Source organism: Bordetella parapertussis (assembly GCF_020735925.1).
Taxonomy (GTDB): Bacteria; Pseudomonadota; Gammaproteobacteria; order Burkholderiales; family Burkholderiaceae_B; genus Bordetella; species Bordetella pertussis.
The window spans coordinates 2,060,621-2,083,340 of sequence record NZ_CP085971.1 but is presented as its reverse complement, the minus strand read 5'-3'; the positions used below and the strand labels follow the sequence as shown (position 1 = coordinate 2,083,340).

Below are 22,720 nucleotides of genomic sequence, written 5' to 3'. Positions count from 1 at the left end.
GGCGCCTCAGCCCCCGCCGCCGCCCGAGCCACCGACGTTGTCCTCGATGCGCTCGCCGAACCACTGGGGAACGGGCTGGCTGAAACTCTCCAGGTAGCGCTGCCACGCGGCGCTGGCCACCGGCCCCTGCAGGGGCAGGCCCGGCCCGGCGCGCCGGCCGTCGGCCTGCGCGGCCAGCAGGCCGCGCGTGACCGCGCCGACCGCGCCGTCATCGGGCGCCGGGGCCGCGGCGGCGGGCGCGGCCGGCGCGGCGACCTGCCGCACCACCGGCCGCTCGGCGGCCGGCGCCGGGCTGGCCGAAGCCGGGGCCGGGGCCGCGGGCGCCGCGGTCAAGGGAGGATGGGTCTGCGCCGCGGCGCCGGCGGCCAGGCCGGCCAGCGCCGCGCACAGCAGGAAACGGGGAAGATCATGGGTGGTCATGCGAATCTCCTGTCGGGGTCATTGCAGCAGCGGCGGATTGCCGAAGCGGTCCATGACCGGGCGCTGCAGCACCGGCATCACCATGGCCTCGCGGCCGGCGGCCTGCGCCACCGGCACCGCGGCGGCCGCGGACACGCCGGCGTGGCGCGTCTGGCTGGCCAGTTCCTGCACGCGCTGGCGCGCCTGTGGACTCAACGCCGCGCGGTCCATGACCTGGCGCGCGCCGGCATAGTCGCCCTCGACCAGCAGCAGCAAGACCAGGTTGCCCAGCACCTTGGCGTTGGCGGGCGCCAGCTCGGCCGCCTGCCCCAGCGGCAGGCGCGCGCCGCGCGGATCGCCGGCCCGCAGCAGCGCATAGCCCAGATCGTTGAGCATGTTGGCGTCGGTGGGCCGCAGCCGCGTCGCGCGTGCCAGGTAGTCGGCCGCCTGGTCGAAGTCGCCGCGACCGCCCGCCAGCAGGCCCAGGCCATGCCAGGCGACGGCGGCGGCCTGGTCGGTGCCGGTCAGTGCGCGGTAGGCGCTTTCGCTTTGCGCGATCTGGCCCGTCATGCGCAAGGCGTCGGCGCGCATGACCGCCACCTGGGGCGAGTCGCCGAAATTCTGGCGGTAGGCATCGAGGTAGGCCAGCGAGGCGAAGTAGCGCCCTTCCCGCTGCGCCTCGCGGATCAGCGACAGCGCCAGCTCCGGTTTGGCGGCCAGGCGCTTGCGCTCGTCGGCGTCCTCGCGCTGCTGCGCCAGCGCCTGTTCCTGCTGCTGTTGCTGCATCAGCTGCATGGCCGTATCGACGTTGCTGGTCTGGCAGCCGCCCAGCAGCAGCGGCGCGGCCGCCGCCAGCGCGAGGCCGAGACGGTGTGATCGTTTCATTACCCTTCCCCCATGACTTGCGACATGCCGCGCAGCAAGGCGACAAAGCCCGAGCCGCCGGTGATGATCAGCAGCGCGGGCAGCAGCGTCACGACCATGACGCCGGTCATCTTGACCGTCAGCCGCGCCACCCGCGCCTTCAATTCGAGCCGGCGCCGCTCGCGCACGCGCTCGGCGAAGCGCGCCAGCGGATCCTGCACGGCGCCGCCGTGGCGATCCACCTGCACGATGAGCCGGCAGATGGCGCTCAGGTCGTCGTTGTCGAACCCCTGCGCCAGGCGGCTGAGCGACTGTTCGCGCGTACGCCCGCGGGCATACTGTTCTGCGGCGATCTTCAACTCGCCGCCGAGCACCGGCATGACGGAGCGGAAATCCTGGATCAGCACATGCATGCTCTGGTCCACCGACAGGCCCACGCCCTGCAGCAGGCGCAGCAGGTCGATGAACAGCGGCAGCTCCGCCTCGGCGCATTCGCGGCGCCTGGCGATGCGCCGCAGCAGCATCCATTTGGGCACCATCCAGCCCAGCCCGAAGCCCAGGAAGACGGCGCACGCGACATAGGCCAGCGGCATCTCGGCATGGCGCGCGCGCAAGACCAGCCACGCCGCCAGGGGCGCCAGGCCGGCCAGCAGCAGGCGCGCCAGCATGAACCAGGCGCGGGCGCGCGCCGGATTGCGGAACCCGCAGGCGTCGATCAGCTTGCGGTCGTCGATGGCCAGCAGCGAGTCGCCCAGCTTGCCGTGCTCCAGTTTCGCGCCGGCGTGCTCGGCCGCGCTGGCCACCGCGGCCATGCGGCCGGCCGGCGGCGGCTCGGCGACGTGGCCGTCGCGCGCAGCCAGGGCGCGATCGACGACCGCGCGGCTGCGTTGCTGGCGGCCGGCGCGCGCCACCAGGGCCACGCCCACCACCGCGCAGACCACCATCAGCACCGGCAGCGCGGCCACCAGCAGCATGCGGGTCTGGGAATCGGCGAGCAGTCTGTCCATGGCGGGTCCTACACCGAGCGGGCCATGCGATACAGCCAGTACGAACCCCCGGCCTGCAGCAGCATGGCGAACACCAGCAGTCGAAAGCCCATGGGGTCGTGCCACATGCCCATGAACAGCTGGTTGTTGAAGATGATGATGAACAGCGCCAGCCCGATGGGCAGCAAGGCCAGGATCCAGGCCGACAGGCGCACCTCGGCCGACAGGGCGGTCAATTCGTCGCGCGCTTGCTCCAGGTCGCGCATGAACGCGGCCATGCGCTCGAGCACCTGGTCGCTGCGGCCGCCGAAGCGCAAGGCCAGCGCGATGACGGCCGACACCAGGAACAACTCGCGCAGCTGGTACTGGCGCGACACCTGGTGCAAGGCGGCGTCCAGGTCCTTGCCCGAGCGCACCTGGCTGTCGGCGCGCTGCAGGACCTCCAGCAGCGGCTGCTCGACGCTGCCCAGCGCATTCTGGAACGCCGCATTGACGCTGTTGCCGATGGTGATCAGGCGCACCAGCGCGTCCAGGAATGTCGGCAACTGATGCACCATGCGCCGGCGGTCGGCCTTGAGCCAGAGGTGGAAGTACCACAGCAGCGCGACCAGCAACAAGGCGGCCGCCGCCGATATCCAGCCGCCGAACAGCCAGGCCAGCGCGGGCACGCCCACGTGCGCGCCGACCGAGGCGGCGAGAAAGCGCGGCGTGGGTTCGACGCCGGCGCGCAGCAGCAGCTGCCGCCAGGCCCCGTTCGAGATCGGCAGGCGGCGCCGCGCGGCGGGCGCCTGCGAGGCCTCGGGCTGGCCCGGCCGCAGTTCGAGCTGGCGCTCCAGGAAGGCCTCGCTGGCCTGGCGGCGCGCGCCGTCGCGCGCCTGCCGCAGCAGCAATGCCGCCGCCGCCAGCAGCGCCAGCGCCAGCGCGCCCAGGAGCCAGGCCATGAGGCTCATCGCCTGCGCCCCCAGAATCCGCCGCCGCCCTCGGGCTCGCTGTCGGGCGCCGCGCCGCGCAATTCGTTGCGCATGCGCGCCAGCTTGGGCGTGTGGGGCAGGATGCCCAGGCTCACCCAGTTGTCCTTCTCCTCGCCGTCGGGCGTCGCATAGGCTTCGTAGCGGTACAGCTCCTGCGTGGCGATCACCGCGTCGCCCATGCCGGTCACTTCGGTAATGGAAATGACGCGCCGCTTGCCGTTGGGCAGGCGCCCGATCTGCACGATGAAGTCCAGCGCGCTGGCGATCTGCCGGCGCAGGCTGTCCTCGCTGCCCTGGAAGCCGGCGAATCCCGCCAGCATTTCGATCCGGTAAAGGCATTCGCGCGGCGAGTTGGCGTGGATCGTGGCCATGGACCCTTCGTGCCCGGTGTTCATGGCCTGCAGCATGTCCATCACTTCGGCGCCACGCACCTCGCCCACCACCACGCGGTCGGGCCGCATGCGCAGGCTGTTGCGGATCAGGTCGCGGATGCTGACCGCGCCGGCGCCGTCGAAGCCGCCCTGGCGCGCCTCCAGGCGCACCACATGCGGGTGGTTCAACGACAGCTCGGCCGTGTCCTCCACCGTGACGACGCGTTCGGTTTCGGGAATGAAGAATGCCAGCGCGTTCAGCAGCGAGGTCTTGCCCGAGCTGGTGCCGCCCGACACCAGGATGTTGCAGCGGCCTTTCACCGCCGCATTGAGCAGGCGGAAGATGTCCTCGTTGAACGAGCCCAGGGTAAGCAGGTCATTGGGCTTGAGCGGGTCCTGGCGGAACTTGCGGATCGACACCATGGGCCCGTCGACGGACAGCGGCTCGATCACCACGTTCAGGCGTCCGCCGTCGGGCAGGCGCGCGTCGACCATGGGGCTGGATTCGTCCAGCCGGCGACCCAGCGGGGCCAGGATGCGGCGCACGATGCGCAACACATGCTGGTTGTCGGAGAAGCGCACGGTCTCGCGGGCCAGCACGCCGCGGCGCGACACGAACACGTTGTCGCTGCCGTTGATGAGGATGTCCTCGACGTCGTGGTCGCTCAGCAGGTCCTCCAGCGGCCCCAGGCCGGCCAGCTCCTTGGTCAGCGCCGCGGCCACCTGGCCCAGCTCGCCCTCATTGATGGCCACCCGGCGCAGTCGCACGAAGCTGGCCACCTCGATATCCACGAATTCCTGGATGGCGGCGCGGGTCCAGCGGCCGAACTCGGCGCCGAGTTCCTCGATGCGCGACAACAAGTGTTCGTAGGCCTGGTTCTTGACGTCCTGGAAGCGTTCGGACGCGATGAATTCGCCGCCGCCCGCGGCGCCGAATTCCATGGATGGCGGCATGATCATGATGTATGTCAGCTCTCAACGACATTGGTTAAGCGATGCACGCCAGGCAGCCAGTTGGCCAGCCAGCTGTTGTGCCGCGCGCGCGGCGCCTCGCTGCCGGCCAGCAGCCGGTCGACCAGCGTCTGCACGGCCCGCACGTAGATATCCCGTTCGGCCTGCTCGTGCAGCAAGCGCCCCTGGTTGGTGCAGACCATCAGCGGCAGCGTGCGGTCGGGCAGCGTGCCGGCCAGTTCCAGCCCGAAGCGTTCGGCGATCTGCGCCGCGCTCATGCCATAGCGTTCGTCGTAGCGGTTGACCACCAGCCGCAGGGCCGACTTCTCGACGTGGAACTGCTCGAGCTCCTGCACGGCGCCGGCCAGCGATACCAGGGCGCTGACGCTCTGGTCGGTAACCAGCCAGGTTTCGTGCGAGGCGCGCGCCAGCTTGGCGACGAATTCCGGATTGGCCAGGCCGCCGGCGTCGGTGACCAGCGTGCCGTAGTGCTGGCGCAGGCGCTCGAACAACAGCAGCGAGTCGTTGGGCGACAGCGCGCGCACCTGCTCGACCTCGCGCGGCAGCGCCAGCGCGCTGACGCCCGACGCGGTGTGCGCCATGGCCGAATTGAGCAGGGTGCCGTCCAGACGGCTCAGGTTGCGGGCGGCTTCGGCGAAATCGAAGTCGCTGCTGATGTTCAGGTAAAGCAGGCAATCGCCGATCGGCCAGCCCAGGTCCAGCACGCCGACGCGGTCGGACAGCGGCAATTGCGCGGCCATGACCTCGGCCGAGCGGGCCGGCTTGCCGGCCACCGCGCCCTGGCGCGCCAGGGCCGCCTGCGCCATGCGCTCCTGCGTCAGGCCCGCCATGTGCACGGCCAGCGTGCTCGCGCCCACGCCGGGGCGCGCGCCGAGGATCAGCACGCTGCGGTGTTCGCCGCCCGAACCGCCGCTAACGCGGCGGTTGGAGACCAGGCGCTGCACCACGCCGTGCACCTCGTCGGGCGAGACCGACGGATCGACGAAGTCGCTCACCCCGGCGCGCAGGGCGGCAATGGCGCCGTCCGGCTGGGCCAGATAACCGACCGCCACGCGCGGCACGGCCGGCGCCACCCGCGCCAGCACGCGCGCCAGGTCGGCGGCCAGCAGCAACTTGCCCGGATCGGCCTGTCCGCCGGTGAAGTCGAGGAACACCACCTGCGGGTCGATGTCCGCGAGACGGCGCGCCAGCTGTTCGGGCTCGGGCAGTTCCTGCATCAGCAGGCCCAGGTCGCCGATGGCATGGCCCAGCTGCTGCGCCACGTCGTTATCGCCGGAACAGAAGAGAAAGCAGGCGCTCTTGTCCAGAGCCGCCCATTCGCGAGCGTGTGTCTTCATGTTCGTCACTGTGAAAAGCCCGGCATCTGCTGGCCGCTCATCGGACCCAGCAGGTAATAGCCCCAGGCGTTGAAGCCAGCGTCGCTGACCTCCTGGCGCGCGCCCGGCAAGGGCAGCGTGACACCGCGCGCGATGGGGCGAACCAGGCGCGGCGTGACCACGATCACCAATTCGCGATCCTCCTGGGAATACTGCACGTTGCGGAAGAACGCCCCGATGATGGGCAGGTCGCCCAACAGCGGCACCTTGTTGACGCTGGCCTTGGTCTGGCGCGAAACCAGGCCGCTGATGACGAATGTCTCGCCATCGCCCAGCTCCACCATGGTGTCGGCCTTGCGGGTTCGCAACGCCGGGATCACCGTGATGCGATTGTTGCTGTCGATGCTGGAAATGCCGTTGGCGTAGTCCAGTTCGCTGGCTTCGGGCGCCACCTTCAGCGCGATGCGCTCGCGCGAGATGACCGTGGGCGTGACCGTCAGGCCGATGCCGAAGGGCTTGAACTGCACCGAGGTCGTGCCCAGGCCGGCCGATACCGGAATCGGAATCTCGCCGCCGGCCAGGAAGCTGGCGCTCTGGCCCGACATGGCCAGCAGCGTCGGCTCGGCCAGGACGCGTGCCATGCCGTTGTTTTGCAGCAGCGCCAGCGACGCGCTGAAATCGCGGCTGGTATAGGACAGCATGCCGAACATGCCGCCGCTGGCCAGGTCCGGCAGCAGCGACACGCCGCCCGACCACGGGCCGCTGTCGGCCCTGAAATTGATCCCGACATCCTTCATGACCGAGCGCGCCAGCTCGACCACTTTCACTTCCACCTGCACCACGCCGCTGGTGTTGATCTGCGACATGTCGACCACTTTGTCGTTGCCGCCCGCGGCGGCCGCGGCAGCCTCGGCCGCGCCGCGATGCGCCTCGGCCGAGGGCGCCATGCCGGTGACCACGCCGCTGTCGCCAGCCATGTCGACCTGCGCGCCGCCGCCGACGCCGCGCCGCGCCAGCGCGGCCTGCACTTGCGGCAGCACGCGCACGGTCCAGACCTGCGGGTCGCGCGAGCCGCGGCTCCAGACCCGCAGCTCGGTGGTGCCGGCCTGCCGGCCGATCAGCAGCACCTCGCCCGGGCGGCCCACGCCGGGCGCCAGCACCTTGACGTCGGCGACCTGCGGATCGGCGATCGCCACGCGCGACGGCGCGGCGTCCAGGCGCAACGGCTGCTGGCCCTTGACCTCCAGCAGCAGTTCGCGCGCCTGCGCGGCCCCGGCCGCCGCCGGCTGCGCCGCTAGCGGCGCGGCCGCGCCCAGGCACGCCAGCGCCATCGCCCATCCTGCCCAGTGCCTGCCGACCTTATGCTGTTTCATTCGCCCTGCTTCCTGTCTGCGTCATGCCGCGCCGGCCGGCGCGGCAAGCTGTTCGTCAATAGCGCACTGCCTGCACGTCGCCGCCGCGCACCACCTCGATACTGCGTCCGCCCCCGCCGCCCGCCGCGCGCGGCTTGGGCACGGGCGCGGCGGTAGGCCCGGCCAGTTGCGGCAGTATTTCTCCCGCATAGGCCTGGTTCATGCCATCCTTGCCATCGCGCTGCTGCTCCGCCGTCAGGCCCGCGCGCAGCGCCAGTACCGGCGCGCGCTCGGGAAACAGCGCCAGGTCCGGCACGTCGACATCCTCGGGCGAGCGCAGCACCAGCTGCAGGCGCCCTGCCTTGGCCGCCAGCAGCAATTCGTTCACGCGTTCGACCGGCACCGCCAGCATGGCGTTGCGCGGCGCCGCGGGCGGCTGGCCGCGTTGCGCGACAGACGGCTTTTCCTCGCCCTGCGGCGGCCCGTCGACCGAACGCTGGCCATAGGCCAGCACCTTGATGCGCGATTGCAGCAGGCGGGTCTGCGTGCCAGGCACCTCGATGCCGCGGTCCATGACCACGAACACATCGACCAGGTCGCCGGGCAGGATGCGGTTCTGGGCGCCGCTCAGTTCGTCCACCGCGATGGTGACGGCGCGCTCGCCGGGCGCGAGGTGGCGGGCCAGGCCGCGCGCCAGCATCGGCGCGGTCACGGGCTCGCCCGCGGGGATGTCCTGGCGCACCATTTGCCCCAGCAACGCCTCGGATTCGGCGTATCCATTGGCCGGCTGCACCGGCCAGCGCTCGATCTTCAACAGTTCGGCGGCCAGGCGGTCGCCCGCGGCGATGGGCTTGCCGGCCACCACCACCGGGTAGGTCGGCAGCGCCGCGCTGGCGCGCTGCGCCACCGGCTTGGGCGGCGGCGGCGCCGGACGGGTAGCCAGCATGAAGGCGGCATAACCCAGCCCCAGCGCCACCAGCGCCAGGACGGCGGCGGCAATTTTCGCGACGGTACTCATGTCGTAGGCTCCTGCGCGATCTGCACGATGGCTTGCGCACCCAATACATCGGGAAACCAGGCGCGCGCGCCGGGGACGGCGCCGGCCGCGCCCCGCAGCGTGGCCAACAGCGGCCAGCCTGCCAGTTCATAGCGGACCCGCACCTGCGCGCACGCCGCCGGCCCGCCGTCGCTGGCCGTCCAGGCGCAGTCCAGCGTCTCGCTGACGCACTCGATGGCCAGCCAGCCCGCCTCCTGGCGCGCCGCCTCGCAGCCGGCCACGCCGCTGGCGGCCGCGCCGCGCAGGTTGGCCTGCAGCAGCGCCTGCGCGCCCTCGCCGGCCGCCTTGCTCAGTTTCTGCTGGGCCCAGAACAGGGCGCCATAGCCCAGCACTCCCAGCATCAGCGCCAGCATCAGCAGGATCACCAGCGCAAACTCCACGGCTGCCGCACCGCGCTGGGCGCGCCGCCGGGACGGAAAGGAAATGGCGCGCATCTCAGGCCCCCTCGCCCGCCGCGGTCACCGGCCCGCCCACGCGCACCGAAGCGCGTGCGCTGAGCGTGCCGGGCACCGCCACGCCCATGCCGGGCAACAGCGGCACCAGCGGCGCCTGCGCGTAGGGATAGCGCACCAGCACTTCGATCTGGTCGGCCGCCAGCGCGATGCCGCTGCACGGGCCGCCCGCCAGCCCGCCGATCGGCCCGCCGCTGCCGCACACCGTAACGGTGGCCGGCGCGCCGCCCATGCGGCGCCCCCAGTCGGCGTACTGTCCGGCCAATTGGCCTGCGCGCGCCGCGCGCGGCTCGAGCGCGGTGCTGCCGGGCCACTGCAGCGCGGCGCGCGCGCCTTCCTCGGCCGCGTGGTTGAGCGACTGTTGCGCCGCGAAAATGAAGGCCCAGGTCAAACCGCCGTAAAGAACCACGAAGAACACCACGAACACCAGGGCGAACTCGACGGCATAAGCCCCAGACTGATGGCGGCCAGCGCCAGATAGGCGGCGTACGGGATGCCGCGCCGCGGCTTGCGCGGGTCGCGCACCACCTGGAAACCCTGCGCCAGCGCATGCGCAAGGCTGGGCAGCCCGGCCAGCACCAGCACCAGCACCAGCAGCCAGGGGCAGGCGCCAATCGCCAGCCCCAGCACCGCCAGATATTTGACGTCGCCCGCGCCCATCAGGCGCATGCGCCACACCAGTACGAAGGCCATACCCAGCACGAAACCCAGCCCGGCATCGGACCAGCCGCGCGCGCCGGCCGCCGGCGTGGCCTGCACGCCCCATGCGTGCCAGGCCAGCCAGGCGCACTGCGCCAGCGCCGCCGCGATCAGCAGCCGATTCGGCACCCGGCGCACGCGCAGATCGTAAAAGACGACCAGCAAGTTGAAGGCGACATAAACAGCCCACCACACGTGCTCCCTCAACAAATTTTCCACTCCTGCTTCCGTGCCGACGCCGTCGGCGCCCTCGGGCGGGCACCCGACCAGCGTCTGCCAGGCCCCCTACTACGGCGCTTCCGCGCTCAGTTCCGTCTGAATGGTGTCGAAGAAGCCCTTGAGCGTCTCGCCCAGCAGCGACACCGAGCCAATGATGACAACCGCGATCAGGCCCACGATGAGGCCATACTCGATGGCGGTGGCGCCTTCCTCGTCGTGCCAGAAGTTCTTCAATTGGGTAAGCATGCTGTGCCTCCAGATAAGGTTGTTACGACTTCACTCATCAACGGCGTCCAACCGCGACGCCACGCTTGCATCCCGCCGCCGCGGCGGCGGGATTCCTTCATCTGCCCGGATGGCCACTCGCGGGCCGCCCGGTTGTCGTCTCGCGCAGCAAGGCATCGATGCGGCGGGCCGTGCGGTCCTGGTGGCCGCGGTAGCTGCGATGCAGTTGCCAGCGCATGGCCAGCAAAACCGCCAGCGCGCCGGCGAACGCCACATAGGGCAAGGCCACGCCGCCCACCTGCACATCGGCGAATGTCTGCGCCGTCGTACAGACCACCACGCCGGCCGCGGCCCCCGTGTAATGCATGCCGCACACCGCCAGCCCCATCACCGCCGCGGCGGCCACGCGCTGCCATTCGCGCTGGACGTTGAACGCCAGCCACAGCGCCACGATCGCGCTGGCCATCGCCACCGCCACGGACAGCGCCACCAGCTCCACGTTCCACAGGAACACCGCCGGCATGCGCATGGCGCCAATGCCGATGTAGTGCATCGCCGCCACGCCCAGTCCGGCCAGCCTCCCGGCCACCACGCAACGCCCCAGGCCGAACGCCTGGCGCCCGACATACCAGAAGGCCATGCCCGAGAACGCCACCGCCACCGCGGCGCTGAGCAAGGTGAGCCACAGGGCATAACCGACTTCGAACGGCATCCGCTGCGCCTGCATGCCGATGAAGTGCATTCCCCATATGCCGATCCCGCCCATGGACACGGCGGCGATCAGCACGAAGCCGCGCACGTTCACGCCATCCTGGGCGCTGGTGCGGATCCGCGCCGCGGCCACCAATGCGACATACGAACCGAAAAACGCGATCAGGAACGACAACGCAACCACGCCGGGCTGCAGCGCAAGCGGCACGATGTCGCCCGGACTCATGACCGCCCCCTCGCCAGATTCAACGTTCGCGTCCCGCCAGTCGATTTCATGTGCCGCCTCGAATACCCGCGCTGATTTATGGACAACAACCTCAAAATCCGCAATCTTTTGTTTTGAAATGTTTATCTAGTCTTATCTATTAACTTTTCATTGCCATCAGGGTTTACCCCGACATTCGTATTATTGAGACATATTTTGTGCAACGGATATTCTTCGAATTGGCAGTAACTCGCTTTTTTAGGCGCTTAGATGGCAGAATTTCTCATTAATGGATCAAAAACAGGAAAAGTTTGATTCGCCATGAAATGATTGTCATGAGTTTTGCAGCATTCATGGCGCATTCCCTGGTATCACGAATAGAAAATAATGCAAATAATTGCAATATTCGGAGACGATATACATTGCTCCGCGTACTGACAGATTTCCGATTAATTCCAAGCTGCAGACACAAAATCAATGAAACGCACAATCGCCACGGATCTGTTTTGCTGTTCCCTTGTCGCCGGCCTGGCGGCGTTGCCGGCCGCCAGCCGCGCCGACGGCCCGTTGCGCGGCAATCCGGTCGACGCGCTGCCGCAGCTCGAACGACCGACCGCGCCCGCCGCGCCAGCGCCTGCCCTGCAGGCGCCCACGCCTGAACAGCGCGCCGTGCAGGCGCGCCTGGCGCAGCGCATCGTGCCGCGCAATTTCGACGTGGCCGGCGTGCATGCCTTGCCATTCGACCAGGTGGCGGCGTTCCTGACGCCGCTGGCCGGCAAGGAAATCACCGTGGCGCAACTGGTGCAGCAGGTGGACAGGATCACCGAGCTGTACCGTTCGAGCGGCTATCCGCTGTCGTTCGCGCTGGTGCAGAACCAGGACTTCGCCAACGGCCTGGTGGTGGTCACCGTGGTGGAAGGCCATATCGGCAATGTGCGCATCGATGGGGACATCGGCAACGCCAAGGGCAGGCTGGAAACCCTGGCCGGCCCGCTGCTGGCGGAAAAGCCGCTGACCCAGGCCACGCTGGAGCGCCAGCTCAACCTGATGCGCATCGTGCCGGGCGTGAAAATCACGCCGTCGCTGGATCTGCCGCGCCGGGCCGACGGCGCCACCGAACTGGTGATCGCGGCCACCCACGGCAAGTTCACCGCCAACGGCGGCGTGGCCGACCTGGGCACCGGCATGCAGCCGCTGGTCGACCTGGGCGCGCACAGCCTCACGCCGCTGGGCGAACAACTCAAACTGACCACCAGCATCCCGCTCAACAGCGACGACGTGAAATATGTTGCCGGCGAAGCGCGCCTGCCCATCGGCGCCGACGGCTTCTCGATCAAGGTCGACGGCTACCACTACCAGGCCAAACCGCAGGACGACGCCATCGAATACCTGGGCTTTGACCGCAAGGTCACCAATGACCGCATCGGCGTGGGCGTGAGCTATCCGTTCCTCTTGAACAATCAGCGCTCGCTGACCGGTACGCTGGGCATGTATGCCGTCAACGCCAAGGACCGCTACACCCACCGCGACAGCGACCGGTGGCTGCAACAGGACACCCGCGTGCGCGCAGCCACGGCCGAATTGCGCTACATCGACATCCTGCCGCAACGCTCCACCGACCTGACCGTGTCGGTGTCCAAGGGCTTCGACGCCATGGGCGCGAAAAAGTCGATCGATACCAACTACGGCTATTCGGCGATTCCCGACGTCGATCTCGACTTCACCCGCTTCAACCTGAACGTGCGCCAGGCCTTTACCCTGCCGGCGCAATTCGGCCTGGTCCTGTCCGGCGCCGGCCAATACAGCAGCGACATCCTGCCCAGTTCGGAACAGGTGTCGTTCGGCAGTTGGCGCTTCGCCATGGGCTACCCGCAGGGCGAGCAAAGCGGCGACAAGGGCGTGGGCGTGTCGGCCGAAATCAACCGCCGCTTCGGGCTGGGCTGGCGCTACCTGAGCGCGGTGCAGCCCTACGCCATGGCCGACTATGCGCGCACCTGGTACAACAACAAGGGCCTGCAGGAACTCAACGAACGCCACCTCTCGTCGCTCTCGCTGGGCGTGCGCTTTACCGACGACAAGTTCTACCTGTTCGACTTCAATGTCGCCAAGCCGGTCGGCTCCAGCACGGTCAACGGCGATCGCGACGTGCGCTTCAACGCCAACTACTCGCTGTTCTACGACGCGCTCTGAAACACGGGCAACACGGCGGAACGTTACGTAACGTCGCCGTAACGCAAGCCGTAACATCGGGCCGATATTCGCGAAAAAACAACATTCGCAGACGGCCTGATGTCCTGAGCATGCGGTTTCCAAGCGCTTGCGAATATGCAAGAAACGCTCGCAACTTACTGAAAACAATGAATTTATTTTTCCAGACCGCAAAGCCGCGGAGGGATTTTCCGGCGTTTTGAAAAAAGCTGGCACGGTTTGTGCTTGGTATGGGGCATCGGGCCAATGAGGGGGCCTGAACTTCCAACCCTGAGGAGCACGGATCATGTACGCCAAGACCAAGACCCACCACCGCCCGACCCGTTTCGCGGTTCCCCTGTTGACGGCCATCATGGTGGCCGCGCTGGCCGGTTGCGGCGGCGGCGGCAACAGCAGCAGCAAGCGCGCGTCCGCCCCCGTCATTCCCACCAACCCGGGCGGCCCGGGCAACCCCGGCGGCCCTGGCGGCCCCGGCACCCCCGGCAATCCGGATCCGACCACGCCGGTGGACCCGGTCCGCGCGGGCCTGCTGGAAACCACGCTGGGCAACACCGGCGGCGCGACCGACAGCCTGCTGCCGCTGGGCGCCGACAACGCGCTGGGCGCGGTGGGCAAGGCCCTGGATCCGACGCTCAAGCCGGTGGTCGACACGACCGTCGGCCTGACGCAGCAGATCGGCGCCACCACCGGACTGGGCGCGCCGGTCGACGGCGTGCTGACGCAAGTCGGCGGGACGGTCAGCGGCCTGGGCGACACGGTAGCCGGCACGGGCCTGCCCGGCGGGCTGAGCACCGGCCTGGGCGGCCTGGTCGATGGCCTGGGCAAGACCGTGGCCAGCACCGGCGGCCTGCTCCATGCCGACGCCAACAATCCCGAGCCGCTGACCGCCGTGCTGGGCAACGCCACCGGCGCCGTGGGCGCGCTGACCAGCGCGCTGGGCGGCCAGGGCGGCCTGCTCAATCCCGTCAACCAACTGGTGGGCGGCATTGCCGGCGGCGTCCTCGACGGCCCGACCCAACCCATCCTGCAGCCCGCGCTGACCAACACCGGCACCGCCGTGGACAACGTGGCGTCGCTGGGCCTGGGCGAGGCGCTGGGCGGCATCGGCGCCGGCCTCGATCCGGCCATCAGCCCGGTCGCGGGCGCCGTCACCAATCTCACGCAAACGGTGGGCGCCACCACCAACCTGGGCGCGCCGGTGGCCGGCCTGCTGACCAGCGTGGGCGGCACGCTCGCCGGCGCGGGCGGCCAGCTGCCCGGCGGCCTGCCGGTGGGTGGCCTGGACGGCGTGCTCGGCGGCCTGGGCGGCGCGGTAGCCAGCGCCGGCGGCCTGCTGCACGCCACGCCGGGCAACACCAACCCCCTGGGCAACACCCTGGCCCATGCCACCAGCGCGGTCTCCTCGCTGACCGGCGGCCTGGGACTGGGCGGCCAGGGCGGCCTGCTCAGCCCGATCACCGGCAGCCTGGGCGGCATCACCGGCGGCGGCGCCAACGGTGGCCTGCTGGCTCCCGTCACCGGCCTGCTGGCCGGCGTGACCGGTAACCTGGGCGGCGGCGCCGCCCCCAACGGCGGTCTGCTGGGTGGTCTGCTGGGTGGCGTTACCGGCGGCGGCTCGGGCGGCTCGGGCGGCTCGGGCGGCTCGGGCGGCTCGGGCGGCGCACCGGGCGCGGCCAACGGAGGCCTGCTGGGCGGCCTGCTGGGCGGCGTCACCGGCGCGGTCGGTAGCGGCGCCGCGGGCGGCGGCCTGCTGGGCGGCGTGACCGGCGCGGTCGGCGGCGGCTCGGCCGCTGGCGGCAATACCGGCGGCGCGGCCAATGGCGGCTTGCTAGGCGGCATCCTGAGCGGCGTGACCGGCACCGTGGCTGGCGTGACGGGCGGTGTGACCGGTGGCGCCACGGGTGGTGCCGGCGGCGCCGGCGGCGGCCTGCTGGGCGGCATCCTCGGCGGCGTGACCAGCGCCCTGAAGTAACCGACCTTGAGCCCGAACAAGCGGAGCGCCGCCATGCTGGATATAGACCGTATCTCACAGCAAGACCAACGAGTCTCCTCGGGCGACCCCCTAGGCCATGACCGCCGGCCGGACAGCGTGGAGGAAATCGCGCAAGTCCTGGCCCGGCAACTGACCGGTCTACATGGCGGCCAGCCAGGCCGCCATGGCCGAAAGGCTGGGGGTGTCGTTGACCGAACTGAAGGCCCTGGACCTGGTGCTGGAGTTCGATGCCCTGCCGACCGGACAACTGGGCCAGTTGCTCGGCATCAGTTGGGGGGGCGCCACCGCGCTGATCAATCGCCTGGAAGCCGCAGGCTATGTTCAGCGCGGCCGGCACCCGCTGGACCGGCGGGTCATCGTGATCCGGCCCGTCGCCGAGCGCTGCCGCGCGCTGGCCGAGGAGCGCCGCGCCGCGGCCGAGGAAGTCACTTTCCTCAGCCGCCAGTACGACGCCCACCAGCTGGCCACCGTGCATGCCTTCCTGACGCAGTACGCCCGCTCGCTGCGCCACGAAACGCTCATGTGGCTGCAGTCGCGCCACGGCCGGGACTTCGTCAACGATTGACGGTTGGCACGGTGCCTGTCCCCACGGGGACAGGCACCGCATCCCTCTCTACGCGTTCTCCGCCCCGAACCGCAGGCGCGGCACGGCGGCCAGCAGGCGCTGCGTCATCTCGTGGCGCGGCGCGTGCAGCACGGTGTCGGCGGGCCCCATCTCGACGATGCGTCCGCCGTGCATGACCGCGATGCGGTCGGCCAGGTATTCGACCACGCCGAAGTTGTGCATGATGAACAGGTAGGCGATGCCCAGCTCGGCCTGGAGGTCGCGCAGCAGATCGAGGATCTGCGCCTGCACCGACACGTCCAGCGCCGAAGTGGGTTCGTCGCAGATCAGCACCTTCGGTTCGACCGCCAGCGCCCGCGCGATGGCGATGCGCTGGCGCTGGCCGCCCGAGAATTCGTGCGGATAGCGCGTGGGCGTGTCGGCCGGCAGCCCCACCCGCTCCAGCAGGCCCACGGCCCGCGCCCTGCGCGCCGAAGCGGCCAGTTCGGGGCGCAGCGAGGCAATGCCCTCTTCGAGGATATCGCCGACCCGCATGCGCGGGTCGAGCGACGCGAAGGGATCCTGGAACACGATCTGGATGTCCTGCCGCAACCGCCGCAGCTCGCGCCGCGACGCGCCCAGCAGATCGTGCCCATCGAGCATGGCGCGCCCCTGCACGCGCGCACCTTCGACCAGACGCAGCAAGGCCTTGCCGGTGGTGGTCTTGCCGCAACCCGATTCGCCCAGCAGCGCCAGGGTCTCGCCGGCGCGCAGGGTGAAGGTGACGCCGTTGACGGCCTCGACCCACGAGGCCACGCGGCGCAGCACGCCCTTGCGCACCGGATAGTGCACCAGCAGGTCCTGCACATCCAGGACCACCGCGCCGGCCTCGGGCGCGGCCTTGCCCTGCCCCGCCGCGCGGCCCTGGGCCGAGAGCGGCCGGCCGCGCTTGGCGAAGGTGGGAATGGCCTCGAACAGTTCGCGCGCATAGGGATGGCGCGGCCGCTCGAAGAACGTGCGCGCGTCGGCGCTTTCGACGATCTCGCCGCCGCGCATCAGGGCCACGTGATGCGCCACGTTGCGCACCACCGCCAGGTCGTGCGTGATCAGCAGCACCGCCATGCCCATCTCGCGCTGGATGCCGGCCAGCAGCTCCAGCACCTGGGCCTGCACGGTGACGTCGAGCGCCGTGGTGGGCTCGTCGGCGATCAGCAGCTTGGGCTCGGCCGCCAGCGCGATGGCGATCATCAGGCGCTGCTTCTGGCCGCCCGAGAACTGGAACGGATAGTCATCGATGCGCCGCTCGGGCTCGGGGATGCCGACGCGCCGCAGCCAGTCGATGGCCCGCTCGCGCGCCGCCGCGCCGCGCAAGGGCGTATGGGCGGCCAGGGTCTCTACGATCTGGTCGCCCACCCGCATCACGGGATTCAGGCTGGTGGCGGGCTCCTGGAAGATGATGCCGATGCGTCCGCCGCGCACGCCGCGCATGGCGCGCTCGGACAGGTCGTTGAGGTCGGTGCCGCCCAGTTCGATCTGGCCGCCGACGATGCGCCCGGCATCGGGCAGCAGCCGCAGCAGGGCCAGCGCGGTCATGCTCTTGCCGCTGCCCGACTCGCCGACCAGGGCGAAGGTCTCGCCCTGCGCCACGGCCAGCTGCAGCCGCTTGACGGCATGCGTGACGCCGGACTCGCCGGCCACGTCGACATCCAGCCCTTCGATGCGCAGCAAAGGCGCGGACGCGGTCATGGCAGGGCTCCCGCCGCGGCCGCGCGCGCCGGCCTGAACCGCCGCGTGCGCGGATCGAAGGCGTCGCGCACGGCGTCGGCAAACAGGTTGGCAGCCAGCACCAGCGCCAGCATGAAGCCGAACGCGGCCAGCAGGTTCCACCAGATCATGGGGTCGCGCGACATTTCCAGGCGCGCGCTGTCGATCATCGAGCCGAAGGAGTTCATGCTGGGATCCACGCCTATGCCCAGGTACGACAGCACCGCCTCGTAGAGCACCAACCCGGAGAACTCCAGCACCACGGTGATCAGCACGATGTGCATGACGTTGGGCAGCAGGTGGCGCGTCATGATGCGCCAGTGCGACACGCCGAAGGCGCGCGCCGCCTGCACGTACTCGAGCTCGCGCAGCTTGAGGGTCTCGGCGCGCAGCAGCCGGCACAGGCCGGCCCAGCCCGTCAGGCCGAGAATCATGCACAGCAGGAACAGCCGCAGGTCGGCGCGCGCCGCCGAGGTGTCGAACAGCTGGGCATGGTTGTCGATGTAGACCTGCATCATCAGCGCGCAGGCGGCCACCAGCAGCACGCTGGGAATGGAGGTGAGCGTGGTGTACAGGTACTGGATGGCGTCGTCGGCCTTGCCCTTGAAATAGCCCGCCGCGATGCCGAACGCCAGCGCCGGCGGCAGCATGGCCAGCGTGGTCAGGCTGCCGATGATGAGCGCGGTGCGCACGCTCTTGAGCGCCTGCCACAGCACGTCGTTACCGGTGCGGTCGGTGCCCAGCACGTGGTAGCCGCCGGCCAGCATCGAGACGGTGAGCGCCAGCAGGCAGATGATGGCGTAGGTGATCCACATGGCGCGCCACGGCAGCTCGGTGCGGTTGGCCGCCAGGTCGGCCAGGGCCGCGCGCAGCGACGCCCGGCGCCGCGCCAGCGCCAGCGCCAGCGCCAGCAACAGGCCGCCGGCCAGCGCGGCGGCCGCCCCCAGCCCCAGGCCGGTCCAGAAGCGTTGCCGCAGGTCGGGCCAGCGCTGGGCGTCGGGGTCCTGCAGGTGCGCCCCGCCGCTGCGCAGCAGCGGGAAGTCGCGTTGCGGCTTGCCGTCGATCAGCAGGGTTTCCTTGGTGAACTGGCGCACCGCCAGCGGCTCGGAATAGGTCTTCTCGGGGCGGGCCAGCACCGTGGCGGCGAGCAGGCCGTCGAGCGCCGAGCGCACCACCGGGGCATAGGCCGGCGGCGCATCGGCCGCCACGCCGGGCGCGGGCGCCAGCCGCGCGCGGTAGTGGACGGAGTCGAGCAGGCCGACCACCACGAAGCACATCAGCACCACCGCCGAGCACATGGCCGGGGCGTCGCGCGCCACCCTGCCCCAGGTGGCCCGCAGCGTCGGGGAACGCCTCACGCGCCACGCGTACGCCAGCACGGCGGCCACCAGCAGGTAGAGGGCGATGTCGGTCCAGAGAAAGACGAAGAGCGGCATGGCGATTACTCGAAACGCACGCGGGGGTCGGCCAGCGTGTACGAAATATCGGCGAGGATCAGGCCCACGATATAGAGCGCGGATCCCAGGAACACCATGGCGCGGACGATGGAGAAGTCCTGCGCGTTGATGGCGTCGATGGTGTAGCTGCCCAGGCCGGGAATGCCGAAGAAGGACTCGGCGATCAGGCTGCCCATGAACAGCAGCGGAATGGCCGATACCGTGCCCGTGAGGATGGGCAGCATGGCGTTGCGCAGCACATGGCGAAACAGCACGACCGACTCGCTCAGGCCCTTGGCGCGGGCGGTGCGTACATAGTCCTTGCCGATTTCCTCGAGAAACAGCGTGCGGTAGAAGCGCGCCTCGGGCCCCAGCCGGGCGATGATCGCCACCACCACGGGCACCGCCAGGAACTTGACCATGTCCAGCCCGTCGGCGAAGCCGGAATACGGCGCCAGGCGCAGCAGCTTGGAGAACAGCCACTGGCCGGCGATGATGTAGAACAGGCTGGATATGGACAGCAGCACCACGCACAGCACCACGCCCCAGAAGTCCAGCCGCGTGGCGCGGAAATACACCAGGGTCAGCGAGAACACCACGCTGGCGAACAGGCCCAGCACGAAGGTGGGCAGGGCCAGCGCCAGGCTGGGGCCCATGCGCGTGCGGATTTCGCGGCCGATGTCGCGCCCGCCGTCCGAAGCGCCGAAGTCCATCGCCAGCAAGGGCACCGAGCGCTGGTAGAACACCGTGTCGGTATAGCGCGCCGCGCCCTCGGCCCGGGTGTTGAGAAACAGCGGCTTGTCGTAGCCGCGTTCGGTCTTCCATTTCTCGATGGCGTCCTGGCTGACCCGCTGCCCGCCGATGGCCAGGCGCGCCATGTCGTCGGGCGTGTTGACCGCGAAGAACAGCACGAAGGTGAACAGGTTGACGCCGATCAGGATCAGCACGCCGTACAGCAGGCGGCGAATGACATAGCCGGTCATGGTCGTTGCTCCGGGGTGGGGGCGGCTGCGCGCGCGCCGTAGACGGTCTGGCGCTCGCGGCGCTTGAGCGCCCGGTAGGACGGCCAGATCACCAGCGCCAGCAGCAGCACCAGCACTCCCAATGGCCACCACAGCGGCCGGTTCCATTCGTCGATGCGCGCCACCCGGGTGGCCGGGTCTATCTTCATGAATTGCAGCGTATTGCGCACCATCTGGGTGGGCTTGGCGTTGCCCACCCATTGCTGGTAGGCGCCGCCCGACATGGGAAAATAGCCGAACATCCAGGGCGCGTCGCGCTGCACGATGGCCGTCATGCGGGCGATCAAGGCCTCTTTCTCGGGGCCGTCGTCAAGCAGCTTCATCTGCTCGAACAGGTGGTCGAACTCGGCGTTCGCGTAATTGGCCGCGTTCTCGCCACCCGAGGAGGCCTTGGCATTGGGCCCGTAGAGCAGGAACAGGAAGTTCTCGGCGTCGGGATAGTCGGCGTTCCAGCCCCACAGGAACAGCTGCGCCGTGCCGCGCCGCATCTTGTCCTGGAAGCGGTTGTAGTCGGTGGAGCGCACGTCCATCTGGATGCCCAGCTTGGCCAACTGGCGGCGCATCCAGTCGAACATGGGACTGGCGCCCGCGCCCGTCATGGCGTCGTAATACAGCACCAGCGGCGCGCCGGTCTGCGCGTTGCGCCCGTCGGGGTAGCCGGCCTCGGCCAGCAGGCGGCGCGCGGTATCGAGCGGCTTGCGCACCGGCTTGCCGTCGGCCAGGTCGTAGACGACGGGGTTGTAGCCCTCGGGCGGGGGCTTGTAGCCCAGCACGCCCGGCGGCACCGGTCCGTAGGCGACCTGGGCCTGGCTGTTCTCGAACACCGCCACGTATTCTTCCCAGTCGAAGGCGATGCTGATGGCCTGGCGCAGCTTGCGGTTGCGCTCCTGCTGCGCCGGCGTGTCGCCCTGTCCGACCACCGGGTCGAGCCAGTTGAAACCCATGTACCAGTTGGAGGTTTCCACCGTGGTGGGCAGGCGTATGCCATGGTCGCGGTACAGGGCCGCCTTGTCGGGCGAGTCGCCGGCGGCCACCAGCATGGACACGCCGTACTCGCCGCGCTCGACCTGCGGCACGTCGTAGTAGCCCTGCATGAACTTGCCGGTCAGCGGCACCGCCTCTTTCTCGACGCTGAATACCACCCGGTCGATGAACGGCGTGGGCTTGCCGCAATCGGCCAGCAGGCCGTCGGCGCGGTCCTGCGGCTCGCCTTCGCACGGATAGGGTTCGCCGCGGAAGTTGGGGTTGCGCGCCAGCACATGGCGCCAGTTCTGGCGCGACTCGACCAGCATGTAGGGGCCGGTGCCCACCGGCCAGGTATTGAGCGACAGGTCGTGCTCGGCCATGCCGGGCTGGCTGTAGAAGCGGTCGGCCTCCCAGGGCACGGGCGCGGTGAAGGTCATGGCCAGCCAGTACTTGAACTGCGGGTACTTGCCGATCACGCGGATGCGCAGGGTATGGGCGTCGAGCGCCTGCACGCCGGCAAAGCCGTCGGCCTCGCGCAGGTCCAGCCAGGGCAGCGTGCGCGCGCCGCCGGGCAGGTCGCGGCGCAGCGCCTGGTCGCGCGCCCGCAGGCGGTCGCCGTAGTCCTTCATGCCGACGATATGGTCGGCCATCAGGGAGTAGATGGGCGACACCACGCGCGGGCTGGCCAGCCGGCGCAGCGCGTAGACGTAGTCGTCGGCGACCAGCTCGCGGCTGCCGGTGGCGGGAAAGTCGGGAATGTAGAACTTGTCGGCCAGCTCGCCCTCGGCCAGCGGGAAATACTGGTAGCCGCCATCGGCGCGACGGGCAAAGGCCGGATGGGGCTGGAACCGGATGCCGGGCCGCAGCCGGATGTCGTAGACGCTTTCGGCGATTTGCGCGCCCGGCGCGTCGGCCGGCAGCTCGCGGCCCTGCGCATCGAGGTAGCGCGGCGCATCGATGGCGGCCGCGGCGCGCGGCACCAGCTCGTACGGGCGCTTCAGGTAATGGTAGCCGTACAGCGGTTCGTAGATGTTGTAGGTGTACGGCGTCTCGTCGGTCGAGTAGGAGCTGGCCGGATCCAGGTATTTGGGCGAACGCTTGACGAACGCGGTGTAGAGCGCATTGTCGGCCATCGCGCCGGCGGGGTACGGGCTGTTGATGAGGCTTTCGCGGGAGCAGCCCGCCATCGCGCCCAGCAACAGGAGCGCCGCGATACGCAGCAGCCTGGACATGCCTGTCATGTAACCATCCTATCTCGAATGCTCGCGCAAGGATAGCAAAGGCCGGCGAGCCGCCATACCCCGGGATGCCCGTATCGGAAGACGGATCGCGCCGGCTCAGCAGCGCCGCTGGCGCCAGCAGTCATAGCGCCACTTCCAGGGCTCGATGGCGCCGGACTGCGCCCACAGGCCGCGGCCGGCCTCGCGGGCCTGGCGCTGCAGGCCGGGCATGGCCGGATCGCGCAGGTAGTCGCCGCGCCGCGCCGTATAGGCCCAGGCGTAGCCGGCCTCGACCTGGGCCCGGTTGGCCGACCGGCCGTCGGGCAGGATCAGGGCGCACACGTCGCGGTCGAACTGGTCGCGCTCGTAGCATTGCGCGGTCAGGGTCTTGCCGGCGACCAGGCCGGCCAGGTGCTGGCGCGAGGCCTGCGCGAACGGCTGGCCCGGCTGCTCGTTGCCGTGCCCTTCCTCGGGCGCGTCGATGCTGTCCATGCGGATGCGGCGCTGGCCGCCCGGCGCGCGCAGGGTCACGGTATCGCCATCGGCCACGTTGACGATGGGACCGGTCAGGGTATAGCTGCCGGCGGGCACGCCGCCCGCGCTGGCCGCGGGCGCCTGGCGTGCCGGCGGCGCCTGGGGATGATCCTGCGGCCAGAGCCAGTTGATCAGCGCGGCCAGGGCCGCCAGCAGCAGGGCCGAAAGCAGTCCGGCCAGGCCGCGGCGCCCGCCTCGCGGTTGGAGTTTGTTGCGCAGCATCGGTTCGTCGTC

Annotated in this window: 20 protein-coding genes and 1 pseudogene; 3 read left to right on the top strand and 18 right to left on the bottom strand. The window is 69.9% G+C overall.

Going from position 1 to position 22,720, the window contains the following annotated elements; all coding sequences use genetic code 11:
• Nucleotides 1-6 precede the first annotated feature (6 nt).
• The 13 genes from LK409_RS09970 to LK409_RS09910 form a co-directional block, all read right to left on the bottom strand.
• Complete coding sequence (locus LK409_RS09970; protein ID WP_010928517.1) at nucleotides 7-420, bottom strand: DUF3613 domain-containing protein; 414 nt, start codon at nucleotides 418-420, stop codon at nucleotides 7-9.
• Between the two features lie 18 nt (nucleotides 421-438).
• Entirely contained in the window at nucleotides 439-1,284 is an 846-nt protein-coding gene (locus tag LK409_RS09965; protein WP_010928516.1) for a tetratricopeptide repeat protein, read from the bottom strand.
• Nucleotides 1,284-2,270, bottom strand: coding sequence for a type II secretion system F family protein (locus tag LK409_RS09960; RefSeq protein ID WP_010928515.1), 987 nt, complete (start codon nucleotides 2,268-2,270; stop codon nucleotides 1,284-1,286). Before LK409_RS09960 ends, LK409_RS09965 begins: the two co-directional genes overlap by 1 nt.
• Nucleotides 2,271-2,278: 8 nt before the next feature.
• Nucleotides 2,279-3,199: a type II secretion system F family protein gene (locus tag LK409_RS09955; RefSeq protein WP_010928514.1), complete on the bottom strand. Its 921-nt coding sequence runs from the start codon at nucleotides 3,197-3,199 to the stop codon at nucleotides 2,279-2,281.
• Nucleotides 3,196-4,551, bottom strand: a complete 1,356-nt coding sequence (locus LK409_RS09950; RefSeq protein WP_003810179.1) for a CpaF family protein — start codon at nucleotides 4,549-4,551, stop codon at nucleotides 3,196-3,198. The genes LK409_RS09955 and LK409_RS09950 overlap by 4 nt, the downstream gene beginning before the upstream one ends.
• 8 nt (nucleotides 4,552-4,559) lie before the next feature.
• Nucleotides 4,560-5,909, bottom strand: coding sequence for a pilus assembly protein CpaE (locus LK409_RS09945; RefSeq protein ID WP_010928513.1), 1,350 nt, complete (start codon nucleotides 5,907-5,909; stop codon nucleotides 4,560-4,562).
• On the bottom strand, nucleotides 5,906-7,252 hold the full coding sequence (locus LK409_RS09940; protein WP_003810175.1) for a type II and III secretion system protein family protein: 1,347 nt from the start codon (nucleotides 7,250-7,252) through the stop codon (nucleotides 5,906-5,908). Before LK409_RS09940 ends, LK409_RS09945 begins: the two co-directional genes overlap by 4 nt.
• A gap of 55 nt (nucleotides 7,253-7,307) precedes the next feature.
• Nucleotides 7,308-8,249 (bottom strand): Flp pilus assembly protein CpaB, encoded by a 942-nt coding sequence (cpaB, locus tag LK409_RS09935; RefSeq protein WP_010928512.1) that lies wholly within the window; start codon nucleotides 8,247-8,249, stop codon nucleotides 7,308-7,310.
• Nucleotides 8,246-8,722, bottom strand: a complete 477-nt coding sequence (locus tag LK409_RS09930; protein WP_010928511.1) for a TadE/TadG family type IV pilus assembly protein — start codon at nucleotides 8,720-8,722, stop codon at nucleotides 8,246-8,248. Before LK409_RS09930 ends, cpaB begins: the two co-directional genes overlap by 4 nt.
• Before the next feature lies 1 nt (nucleotide 8,723).
• Nucleotides 8,724-9,167, bottom strand: coding sequence for a TadE/TadG family type IV pilus assembly protein (locus LK409_RS09925; protein WP_010928510.1), 444 nt, complete (start codon nucleotides 9,165-9,167; stop codon nucleotides 8,724-8,726).
• On the bottom strand, nucleotides 9,128-9,658 hold the full coding sequence (locus tag LK409_RS09920) for a prepilin peptidase (RefSeq protein WP_010928509.1): 531 nt from the start codon (nucleotides 9,656-9,658) through the stop codon (nucleotides 9,128-9,130). The genes LK409_RS09925 and LK409_RS09920 overlap by 40 nt, the downstream gene beginning before the upstream one ends.
• A 69-nt stretch (nucleotides 9,659-9,727) precedes the next feature.
• Nucleotides 9,728-9,904, bottom strand: a complete 177-nt coding sequence (locus LK409_RS09915; protein ID WP_003810167.1) for a Flp family type IVb pilin — start codon at nucleotides 9,902-9,904, stop codon at nucleotides 9,728-9,730.
• Between the two features lie 97 nt (nucleotides 9,905-10,001).
• On the bottom strand, nucleotides 10,002-10,820 hold the full coding sequence (locus LK409_RS09910) for an MHYT domain-containing protein (protein ID WP_010928508.1): 819 nt from the start codon (nucleotides 10,818-10,820) through the stop codon (nucleotides 10,002-10,004).
• A 456-nt stretch (nucleotides 10,821-11,276) separates the two neighbouring features.
• Here LK409_RS09910 and LK409_RS09905 point away from each other — a divergent pair, with 456 nt between their 5' ends.
• From LK409_RS09905 to LK409_RS09895, 3 genes and pseudogenes are all read left to right on the top strand, one after another.
• Nucleotides 11,277-12,989, top strand: coding sequence for a ShlB/FhaC/HecB family hemolysin secretion/activation protein (locus LK409_RS09905; protein WP_010926307.1), 1,713 nt, complete (start codon nucleotides 11,277-11,279; stop codon nucleotides 12,987-12,989).
• A gap of 304 nt (nucleotides 12,990-13,293) precedes the next feature.
• Nucleotides 13,294-14,979, top strand: a complete 1,686-nt coding sequence (locus LK409_RS09900) for a collagen-like triple helix repeat-containing protein (RefSeq protein ID WP_010928507.1) — start codon at nucleotides 13,294-13,296, stop codon at nucleotides 14,977-14,979.
• A gap of 33 nt (nucleotides 14,980-15,012) precedes the next feature.
• Nucleotides 15,013-15,565, top strand: a pseudogene (locus LK409_RS09895) (MarR family winged helix-turn-helix transcriptional regulator).
• 48 nt (nucleotides 15,566-15,613) lie between these two features.
• Here the strand turns inward: LK409_RS09895 and LK409_RS09890 are convergent.
• From LK409_RS09890 to LK409_RS09870, 5 genes are all read right to left on the bottom strand, one after another.
• Nucleotides 15,614-17,290, bottom strand: a complete 1,677-nt coding sequence (locus tag LK409_RS09890; RefSeq protein ID WP_010928506.1) for an ABC transporter ATP-binding protein — start codon at nucleotides 17,288-17,290, stop codon at nucleotides 15,614-15,616.
• The gene (locus tag LK409_RS09885) at nucleotides 17,287-18,744 is read right to left on the bottom strand and encodes an ABC transporter permease (RefSeq protein ID WP_010928505.1); all 1,458 of its coding nucleotides are present in this window, start codon (nucleotides 18,742-18,744) and stop codon (nucleotides 17,287-17,289) included. Before LK409_RS09885 ends, LK409_RS09890 begins: the two co-directional genes overlap by 4 nt.
• A 5-nt stretch (nucleotides 18,745-18,749) precedes the next feature.
• A complete protein-coding gene (locus LK409_RS09880; protein ID WP_003810153.1) occupies nucleotides 18,750-19,727 on the bottom strand; it encodes an ABC transporter permease in 978 nt (325 codons plus the stop codon).
• Nucleotides 19,724-21,973 carry an ABC transporter substrate-binding protein gene (locus LK409_RS09875; RefSeq protein ID WP_010928504.1) on the bottom strand — a complete coding sequence of 750 codons (2,250 nt, stop codon included), beginning with the start codon at nucleotides 21,971-21,973 and terminating at the stop codon, nucleotides 19,724-19,726. Before LK409_RS09875 ends, LK409_RS09880 begins: the two co-directional genes overlap by 4 nt.
• A gap of 96 nt (nucleotides 21,974-22,069) precedes the next feature.
• The gene (locus LK409_RS09870) at nucleotides 22,070-22,708 is read right to left on the bottom strand and encodes a thermonuclease family protein (RefSeq protein WP_010926304.1); all 639 of its coding nucleotides are present in this window, start codon (nucleotides 22,706-22,708) and stop codon (nucleotides 22,070-22,072) included.
• Nucleotides 22,709-22,720 lie beyond the last annotated feature (12 nt).

Excerpts from the sequence above, each read along its gene's own strand:
- LK409_RS09910 (WP_010928508.1), bottom strand. The coding sequence starts at position 10,820 with ATGAGTCCGGGCGACATCGTGCCGCTTGCGCTGCAGCCCGGCGTGGTT.
- LK409_RS09930 (WP_010928511.1), bottom strand. The coding sequence starts at position 8,722 with ATGCGCGCCATTTCCTTTCCGTCCCGGCGGCGCGCCCAGCGCGGTGCG.
- LK409_RS09955 (WP_010928514.1), bottom strand. The coding sequence starts at position 3,199 with ATGAGCCTCATGGCCTGGCTCCTGGGCGCGCTGGCGCTGGCGCTGCTG.
- LK409_RS09965 (WP_010928516.1), bottom strand. The coding sequence starts at position 1,284 with ATGAAACGATCACACCGTCTCGGCCTCGCGCTGGCGGCGGCCGCGCCG.
- LK409_RS09940 (WP_003810175.1), bottom strand. The coding sequence starts at position 7,252 with ATGAAACAGCATAAGGTCGGCAGGCACTGGGCAGGATGGGCGATGGCG.
- LK409_RS09950 (WP_003810179.1), bottom strand. The coding sequence starts at position 4,551 with ATGATCATGCCGCCATCCATGGAATTCGGCGCCGCGGGCGGCGGCGAA.
- cpaB (WP_010928512.1), bottom strand. The coding sequence starts at position 8,249 with ATGAGTACCGTCGCGAAAATTGCCGCCGCCGTCCTGGCGCTGGTGGCG.
- LK409_RS09960 (WP_010928515.1), bottom strand. The coding sequence starts at position 2,270 with ATGGACAGACTGCTCGCCGATTCCCAGACCCGCATGCTGCTGGTGGCC.
- LK409_RS09970 (WP_010928517.1), bottom strand. The coding sequence starts at position 420 with ATGACCACCCATGATCTTCCCCGTTTCCTGCTGTGCGCGGCGCTGGCC.
- LK409_RS09890 (WP_010928506.1), bottom strand. The coding sequence starts at position 17,290 with ATGACCGCGTCCGCGCCTTTGCTGCGCATCGAAGGGCTGGATGTCGAC.
- LK409_RS09880 (WP_003810153.1), bottom strand. The coding sequence starts at position 19,727 with ATGACCGGCTATGTCATTCGCCGCCTGCTGTACGGCGTGCTGATCCTG.
- LK409_RS09905 (WP_010926307.1), top strand. The coding sequence starts at position 11,277 with ATGAAACGCACAATCGCCACGGATCTGTTTTGCTGTTCCCTTGTCGCC.
- LK409_RS09915 (WP_003810167.1), bottom strand. The coding sequence starts at position 9,904 with ATGCTTACCCAATTGAAGAACTTCTGGCACGACGAGGAAGGCGCCACC.
- LK409_RS09885 (WP_010928505.1), bottom strand. The coding sequence starts at position 18,744 with ATGCCGCTCTTCGTCTTTCTCTGGACCGACATCGCCCTCTACCTGCTG.
- LK409_RS09900 (WP_010928507.1), top strand. The coding sequence starts at position 13,294 with ATGTACGCCAAGACCAAGACCCACCACCGCCCGACCCGTTTCGCGGTT.
- LK409_RS09870 (WP_010926304.1), bottom strand. The coding sequence starts at position 22,708 with ATGCTGCGCAACAAACTCCAACCGCGAGGCGGGCGCCGCGGCCTGGCC.
- LK409_RS09875 (WP_010928504.1), bottom strand. The coding sequence starts at position 21,973 with ATGACAGGCATGTCCAGGCTGCTGCGTATCGCGGCGCTCCTGTTGCTG.